The sequence below is a fragment of the Micromonospora globispora genome (genome assembly GCF_003857015.1).
Taxonomy (GTDB): domain Bacteria; phylum Actinomycetota; class Actinomycetes; order Mycobacteriales; family Micromonosporaceae; genus Micromonospora; species Micromonospora globispora.
Map to the genome: position 1 here is coordinate 1 of NZ_QGGF01000115.1, position 7,035 is coordinate 7,035.

General features: G+C 71.4%; 9 protein-coding genes. 3 read left to right on the forward strand and 6 right to left on the reverse strand.

Going from position 1 to position 7,035, the window contains the following annotated elements; translation table 11 throughout:
• Together DKL51_RS04185 and DKL51_RS04190 are read right to left on the reverse strand one after the other, a co-directional pair.
• Positions 1-396, reverse strand: a 396-nt coding sequence (locus DKL51_RS04185; RefSeq protein ID WP_498070872.1) for a 5-oxoprolinase subunit C family protein, incomplete at its 3' end; no start/stop codon positions are given.
• Positions 393-1,004: a 5-oxoprolinase subunit B family protein gene (locus DKL51_RS04190; protein ID WP_109964934.1), complete on the reverse strand. Its 612-nt coding sequence runs from the start codon at positions 1,002-1,004 to the stop codon at positions 393-395. The genes DKL51_RS04185 and DKL51_RS04190, both read right to left, overlap by 4 nt.
• Positions 1,005-1,111: 107 nt before the next feature.
• On the opposite strand from DKL51_RS04190, the gene trhA reads away from it, so the two are divergent.
• Positions 1,112-1,789, forward strand: a complete 678-nt coding sequence (gene trhA, locus DKL51_RS04195) for a PAQR family membrane homeostasis protein TrhA (protein ID WP_109947789.1) — start codon at positions 1,112-1,114, stop codon at positions 1,787-1,789.
• A gap of 67 nt (positions 1,790-1,856) precedes the next feature.
• Here trhA and DKL51_RS04200 read toward each other — a convergent pair whose 3' ends face one another.
• Complete coding sequence (locus DKL51_RS04200) at positions 1,857-2,150, reverse strand: DUF6458 family protein (RefSeq protein WP_109947788.1); 294 nt, start codon at positions 2,148-2,150, stop codon at positions 1,857-1,859.
• Positions 2,151-2,266: 116 nt separating this feature from the next.
• Here DKL51_RS04200 and DKL51_RS04205 point away from each other — a divergent pair, with 116 nt between their 5' ends.
• On the forward strand, positions 2,267-2,803 hold the full coding sequence (locus DKL51_RS04205) for a SixA phosphatase family protein (protein WP_124811746.1): 537 nt from the start codon (positions 2,267-2,269) through the stop codon (positions 2,801-2,803).
• A 9-nt stretch (positions 2,804-2,812) separates the two neighbouring features.
• Here DKL51_RS04205 and DKL51_RS04210 read toward each other — a convergent pair whose 3' ends face one another.
• From DKL51_RS04210 to DKL51_RS04220, 3 genes are all read right to left on the reverse strand, one after another.
• Positions 2,813-3,082, reverse strand: a complete 270-nt coding sequence (locus tag DKL51_RS04210; protein ID WP_109947786.1) for a DUF6458 family protein — start codon at positions 3,080-3,082, stop codon at positions 2,813-2,815.
• Between the two features lie 180 nt (positions 3,083-3,262).
• Positions 3,263-5,119 carry an acyl-CoA dehydrogenase gene (locus DKL51_RS04215; protein ID WP_109947785.1) on the reverse strand — a complete coding sequence of 619 codons (1,857 nt, stop codon included), beginning with the start codon at positions 5,117-5,119 and terminating at the stop codon, positions 3,263-3,265.
• 115 nt (positions 5,120-5,234) lie between these two features.
• Positions 5,235-5,585 (reverse strand): DoxX family protein, encoded by a 351-nt coding sequence (locus DKL51_RS04220; RefSeq protein WP_124811747.1) that lies wholly within the window; start codon positions 5,583-5,585, stop codon positions 5,235-5,237.
• A gap of 134 nt (positions 5,586-5,719) precedes the next feature.
• Between DKL51_RS04220 and DKL51_RS04225 the strand changes: the two genes are divergently transcribed.
• A partial coding sequence (locus tag DKL51_RS04225; RefSeq protein WP_260428369.1) for an RNA-guided endonuclease InsQ/TnpB family protein occupies positions 5,720-7,035 on the forward strand: 1,316 nt, incomplete at its 3' end.

The window sequence follows — 7,035 nt, forward strand, 5'->3', positions numbered from 1 at the left end:
GATCCGCAGCACCGCTCCGGCCGGGAGCGCGAGCGGTCGGCCCAGGTCCGCCGGGCGGTCGGTCCAGCGGCCCACCTCTGCCGGCTGGCGGTCGGGCCGGCGCGCCACGCCGGCCGGGTGGCCGTCGATCCGGATCTCCGCCTCGGCCCCGGTCAGCGCGACGCAGACGGCCCGGGTGAAGCGCAGCTCGCAGCCGGTCAGGGTGATCTCCAGGCCGGCGGCGGTCTCCGGGTTGCCGACGAGGCGGTTGGCCAGCCGCAGCGCCCCCGGGTCGAGGGCTCCCGACCGGGGTACGCCGAGGTGGGCGAAGCCGGCTCGGCCCTGGTCCTGGACGGTGGTGAGGGCACCGGCCCGGAGCACCTCGATCACTCCGACCGGCCCACTCTTCGCGCTCACACTGCCACCAGCCGTACCCGGGTGCCGGGGGTGAGCCGGGCGGGTGGGTCCGCGTGCACGTCGAAGAGGGCGAGGTCGGTCCGTCCGACCAGCAGCCAGCCGCCCGGCGACGCGGTCGGGTAGATGCCCGCGTACGGTCCGGCGAGCGCCACCGAGCCGGCGGGCACCCGCGGCCGAGGGGTGGTCAGCCGGGGCACCGCCAGTTCGGCGGGGAGCCCGGTGAGATACCCGAACCCGGGGGCGAAGCCGCAGAAGGCGACCCGGAACTCGGTTCGCCGCAGCCGCTCCACCACCGCCGGTACGTCCACGCCCCAGTGGTCGGCGACGAGCGGCAGGTCCTCCCCGTCGTACACCGTCGGGACCTGGACCTCGTCGGCGGCGGCCGCGGTGGTGGCGGGGCGCGGCGTCCAGCCGGCGATCAGCGCGGCGGTCGCCGTCGGGTCCGGTACGCCGTCCAGCAGCACCGTGGCGGCGGCGGGGACGATCTCGGCGGCGGCCAGCTCGCCGGCCTCCCGGCGCTGCCACAGCTCGGCGCGCCACGCCTGGACCTGGTCGGGGTCGTCGCAGTCGAGCAGCAGGGCGTGCTTGCCGACGGGTCGGATCCGCATTCCGCCATACTCGCGGATCGGCGCGGCGACCAGAGTCTTCCGGCCGGTCAGGTGGCGTGACGGTCCACACTACTTGCAGGTAACCTACGGTGCCGTAGCCTATTGGTGTGACCACCTCCGCACCGCTTCGGCTGAAGCCGGTCGACATCGGTAAACCCCGGATGCGCGGCTGGCTGCACACCTACGCGTTCTTCGTCGCGATCGTCTGCGGCATCGTGCTCTCCTCGATCGCCGCCACCCGCCCCGGCTGGGCACCCCTGGTCAGCACGCTGATCTACAGCCTGACCGTCTGCGGGCTCTTCGGCACCAGCGCCCTCTACCACCGGCGGGTCTGGTCCGAGCGCGGCTATCAGATCATGCGCCGGATGGACCACTCGATGATCTTCGTGTTCATCGCCGGCACGTACACACCGTTCTGCGTCCTGCTGCTGGACACCCGGCACGCCACCATCATGCTCAGCCTGGTCTGGGGTGGCGCCCTGGCCGGCGTGGCGCTGAAGCTCGTCTGGCCGCACGCCCCGCGCTGGGTCTCCGCGCCGCTCTACCTGGCGCTCGGCTGGGTCGCGGTGACGATGCTGCCGCAGATCCTGCACTCCGGTGGAGTCACGGCGCTGGTGCTGCTGATCGTCGGCGGCGCCGTCTACAGCGTCGGCGCGGTCTTCTACGCGCTGCGCCGGCCCAACCCGTGGCCGACGGTCTTCGGCCATCACGAGTTCTTCCACGCCTGCACCCTGGTGGCGGCGATCTGCCACCACATCGCGATCTACTTCGCGCTCTTCGCCTGACCCGGCCGACGCCGGACATGATGCGGGGCCCCGCGCCGTTGCGGGGCCCCGACGGATACGGGCGACGTCAGACCGTGGGGCGGCCCGGACGGCGCACCTCGCGGTATTCCTGCACCACGCGGTCGTCCTGCACCGGCACAACCCGGTCGGCCACGACGCGGTCCTCGACCACCGGGGGCGCGGCGACCACCGTACGGCGGCGGGTGTTCCAGAAGTAGAGGGTCATCGCCAGACCGACGAGACCGACCAGCATCAGCACCCAGCCGACGACGTTGAGGTCGAGCCATCCCAGGTTGGCGTCGATGGCGAACGCGAAGATCGCGCCCAGCGCGATGAGGAAGATGCTGCCACCAATGCCCATTGTGTCGCCTCCTTGGCTATCAGCTGGCGTTTCCTACCCGCCGCGGCCATGGATGAGGTAGCGGCACACTTCGACTTACCCAGCCGTTCCGATCGCCAATCAGGCAAGCTGTGGACATGACGGACGGCGCTGGACACGAGCGGACCCTGGTGCTGCTCCGGCACGCGAAGGCGGAACAGTCCCCCGACGCGCCGGACCTGGGACGACGGCTGACCGCCCGCGGGCAGGCCGACGCGGCGGCGGCCGGTGCCTGGCTGGCCCGGCACGGGCTCCTCCCCGACGTGGTGCTCTGCTCCACCGCCCGACGGACCAGGGACACCTGGCACGCGGTGGCGTTGGGCATGACCGGATCCCCGCCGGAGGGGGGACCGACGGGGTCATCACCGGTGGTGCGTTACGAGGCGGCCGCGTACGAGGCGCAACCGATCGACCTGCTGGACCTGGTACGGGCGGTGCAGCCGACGGCCGCCACCGTGCTGCTGGTCGCCCACAACCCGGGCATCTCGCTGCTCTCGGCACTGCTCGACCCCGAGCGGGCGGACCCGGACGGGCTGCGCACCAGCGACCTGGTGATACACCGTCCGACCTCGTCGTGGACCGACCTCGCCCCGGGCACCGCCCCGATCAGCACCCGCCACACGGCACGCGGTTGAGCCGCCCGCTCAGGACGGCGGGGCCGTCGGCGGCGGCGGGTCCGGCGGCGGGGGCATCATCGCGGTCGGATGGGAGAGCCGGTTCTCCTCCACGATCAGCGTGCGGGCCCGCTTGCGCCGGTCCTGCCAGAACCAGAGCGTGGTGAGCAGGACACCCAGCCCGGCCAGAATGAACACCCAGCCGACCGCGCGCAGGTCGATCCACCAGACGTTGGCCCGGATGGCGAACGCCATGATCGCGCCGAGCGCGATGAGAAAGATTGCACTACCGATGCCCATGTGCGCTGCACTCCCCTGTGCGGTGGCTCTTGGGCGTGCCCTGACGTGGTCCGCGACGGTTACCCGCCAGGCGGCCCCACCTACCCGGCGGGGGCGGCGAAATACCACGACGGCCGGCGAGCGTGTGCTCGCCGGCCGCCGGGCGTCAGTGCAGAACGGGACTTCTCACCCCGTCGGGGGTCAGAACGCCTCCTCCGGGAGGTCCATCAGCTCCAGGTCGGTGCCCTCGATGATCCGCCGGTCGGCGCCGATGCGCGGCAGCACCTCGCGGGCGAAGAACCGGGCGGCGGCCACCTTGCCGGTGTAGAACGCCTTGTCGGCCGCGGAGACCTCGCCGTTGAGCGCCTGCAGGGCCACGTCGGCCTGCTTCTGCAGCAGCCAGCCGACCACCAGGTCGCCGATCGCCAGCAGGAACCGGCGGCTGGCCAGGCCGACCTTGTAAAGGGACCGGGCCTCGCCGCCCTGGGCCTCGCCGAGCCAGCCGGTCAGCACGCCCAGCATGTTCTGGATCTCGGCGAGCGCCTTGCCGAGCGCCTGCCGCTCCTCCTTGAGCTGGCCGTTGCCGCCCTCGGTGGTGATGAACTCCTGGATCTCGGCGGCGATCGCCATCAGGGCCTTGCCGTTGTCTCGGACGATCTTCCGGAAGATCAGGTCGAGGCTCTGGATCGCCGTGGTGCCCTCGTACAGGGTGTCGATCTTGGCGTCCCGGACATACTGCTCCAGCGGGTAGTCCTGGAGGAAGCCGGAGCCGCCGAAGGTCTGCAGCGACTCGTGCCCGAGCAGCTCGTACGCCCGCTCCGAGCCGACGCCCTTGACCAGCGGGAGGAGCAGGTCGTTGACCCGACGCGCCAGCTTGGTCGCCTTCTCGTCGCCGGCCGCCTCGGCGATGGCGACCTTGTCCTGCCAGGAGGCGGTGTAGCAGACCAGCGCCCGCAGGCCCTCGGCGTACGACTTCTGCAGCATCAGCGAGCGACGCACGTCCGGGTGGTGGGTGATGGTCACCCGCGGCGCGGTCTTGTCGGCCATCTGGGTCAGGTCGGCGCCCTGCACCCGGTTCTTGGCGTACTCCAGCGCGTTGAGGTAGCCGGTGGAGAGGGTGGCGATCGCCTTGGTGCCGACCATCATCCGGGCGTGCTCGATGATCATGAACATCTGCCGGATGCCCTCGTGCTTGTCGCCGAGCAGCCAGCCCTTGGCCGGTACGCCGTGCTCGCCGAAGGTCATCTCGCAGGTGTTCGAGACCTTCAGGCCCATCTTGTGCTCGACGTTGGTGGCGAAGACGCCGTTGCGCTCGCCCAGCTCGCCGGTGTTCTCGTCGAAGTGGTACTTCGGCACCACGAAGAGGGAGAGGCCCTTGGTGCCCGGCCCACCGACACCCTCGACGCCGACCGGACGGGCCAGCACGTAGTGGATGATGTTGTCGCTCAGGTCGTGCTCACCCGAGGTGATGAAACGCTTCACGCCCTCGATGTGCCACGAGCCGTCCGGCTGCAGGATGGCGCGGGCGCGGCCGGCGCCGACGTCCGAGCCGGCGTCCGGCTCGGTGAGCACCATGGTGGACGCCCACTGCTTGTCGACGAAGAGCTTGGCCCACTTCTTCTGCTGCTCGGTGCCCTCGGTGTGCAGCACGTTCGCGAAGGACGGGCCGGAGGAGTACATCCAGACGGCGGCGTTGGAGCCGAGCACCAGCTCGGCGAGCGACCAAACGAGCGCCCGCGGGGCCTGGGTGCCGTCCAGCTCCGGCGGGAGCTCCATCCGCCAGAACTCGGAGTCCATGAACGCCTGGTACGACTTCTTGAACGACTCCGGCAGCGGCGCGGTGTGCGTCGCCGGGTCGAAGACCGGCGGGTTCCGGTCGCTGTCCGTGTAGCTGGCAGCCAGGTCCTCGCGGGCGAGGCGGTCAACCTCGGCGAGGACGCTACGGGCGGTGTCGACGTCCAGGTCCGAGTAGGGCTCCTGGCCGAACGCCTGGTCCGCCCCGAAGACCTCGAACAGGTTGAACTCGAGGTCCCGAAGGTTGCTCTTGTAGTGGGTCATGCTCGCTGGCCCCGCTTCCGGACAGGTGTTACCGATGAGTAACCCAGACTGTATTACTCGCCGGTAGCCATCGACAACCCGATCACCAAAGTGACGACCATTACACACCTCCGGTTCAGGTTCCGATCAACCCGAGCGCCAACCCGGCGCCGACCAGCAGAAGGAACCCGTTCGCCAGCATGAACTGGGCCGAGTAGTCCCGGGCGGGCAGGTGGGTGTGGACCGCGCAGACGAAGAACAGCACCAGCCCGGCCGCCGCCGCGACGCCGATCCACGGGACGCCGAGCAGCAGGCCGACCGCGCCCGCCGTCTTGAGCGTGCCCATGGGGAAGGTCAGCCAGGACACCGGCACCCCGGCCGCCGCCATGCCGGGCAGGATCGGGCGGAAGTGGGCCAGCGCGGCAACCCCGGAGAAGCCGGTGGCGGCCACGGCCAGGAGGGTGACGACCACGTACGCGACGTGCATGAGGTGCTCCCGCGTCCGCTAATGCGGTGTCCACCAACGTTCGCCGGGTTGGTCGGCATCGGGAAAGTGTCGTATGGGTGGTGTTGGCTTGGCTTCATGCCTCGCCGTCGGGATCCCGCAGCGCCGCGCGGGTGGTGCATCGCACGGCGCGGGTCGCTCTGCGATTGACGCCGGGGCAGCGGCGGCGGTGCTTCGGCCTGTTGCGCTCGGCCGGTGACGTATGGGCATGTGTGCTGGAGGTCAACGCGTGGCGGCGCCGCCGCCATGACGTGCCGCTGGTGGGTTATCAGGAGTTGTGCCGGGAGTTGACGGCGTCGGGGCCGGGCACGTTCGCCGAACTCGACACCACCGGTGCCCGGTCGGTGTTGCGCCGGTTTTCGGATGCGTGGTTCGCGGCGGCGAAACGCCGCAACAACGGTGACGGGTCGGCGGGGTTCCCGCGTCGCCGTCGTGGGTTGGTGCCGGTGCGCTGGTATCACGGCACGTTCACCGTCGACGGGCGCCGGGTACGCATCCCCAGCGCCAAAGGCACGTTGGCGTTGTGGGTGCGCCTGGCGCGGGAGGTGCCGTATCCCGTGGAGCAGGTCCGGTCGATCACCCTGCTGTGCGAGGGCGGCCGCTTGTTCCTGGACGTGACCGCCGAAGTCCCGGTGGCAGTGTATCCGCCGGGTGAGGAGCCGGATCCTGCCCGGGTGGCCGGGGTGGACCTGGGAATCATCCACCCGTATGCGGTGGCCGGCCCCGACGGTGACGGGCTGCTGGTGTCGGGACGGGCGATCCGCGCCGAGCACCGCATGCACCTGACCGACACCAAGGCCCGCCGTCGTGCCGTCGCCCGGCGGGCGCCGAGGCCGGGGCAGCGGGGGTCGCGGCGGTGGCGGCAATATCGCCGCCGGGCGCGGTTGGTGGAGGGCCGGCATCGGCGCAGGGTCCGCCAGGCCCAGCGCGAAGCCGCCCGCGAGGTGATCTCCTGGGCCGTACGCCAGCGTGTGGGTGTGCTGCACGTCGGTGACCCGCGTGGGGTGCTCGACATCGACGCTGGGCGGCGGCACAACCTGCGGCTGCGGCAGTGGCAGATCGGCAGGCTCCTGCAGGTCCTCACCGACCAGGCCACCCTCGCCGGCATCACCGTCCACCTCGTCGACGAACGCGGCACGTCCTCCACCTGCCCCACCTGCCAGCGCCGGGTGCCGAAACCCCGCGGCCGGACCCTGTCCTGCCCGCACTGCGCCTTTTCCGGGCACCGCGACCTGGTCGCGGCCGCCACCATCGCCACCCGCACCCCGGGCGGCGGACCCACCACCCCGACAGCCGTCGTGCTGCCTGAGGTGGTCACGCACCGTCGAGCCGGCCGGCACCTCCCCGGTGCCGGCCGGTCCCGACGTGACCCCCGCCGCCCACCCCGGGCGGCGCGAGGATCAGTTGGCCCGCGGAGGCCCGCCCCACCACC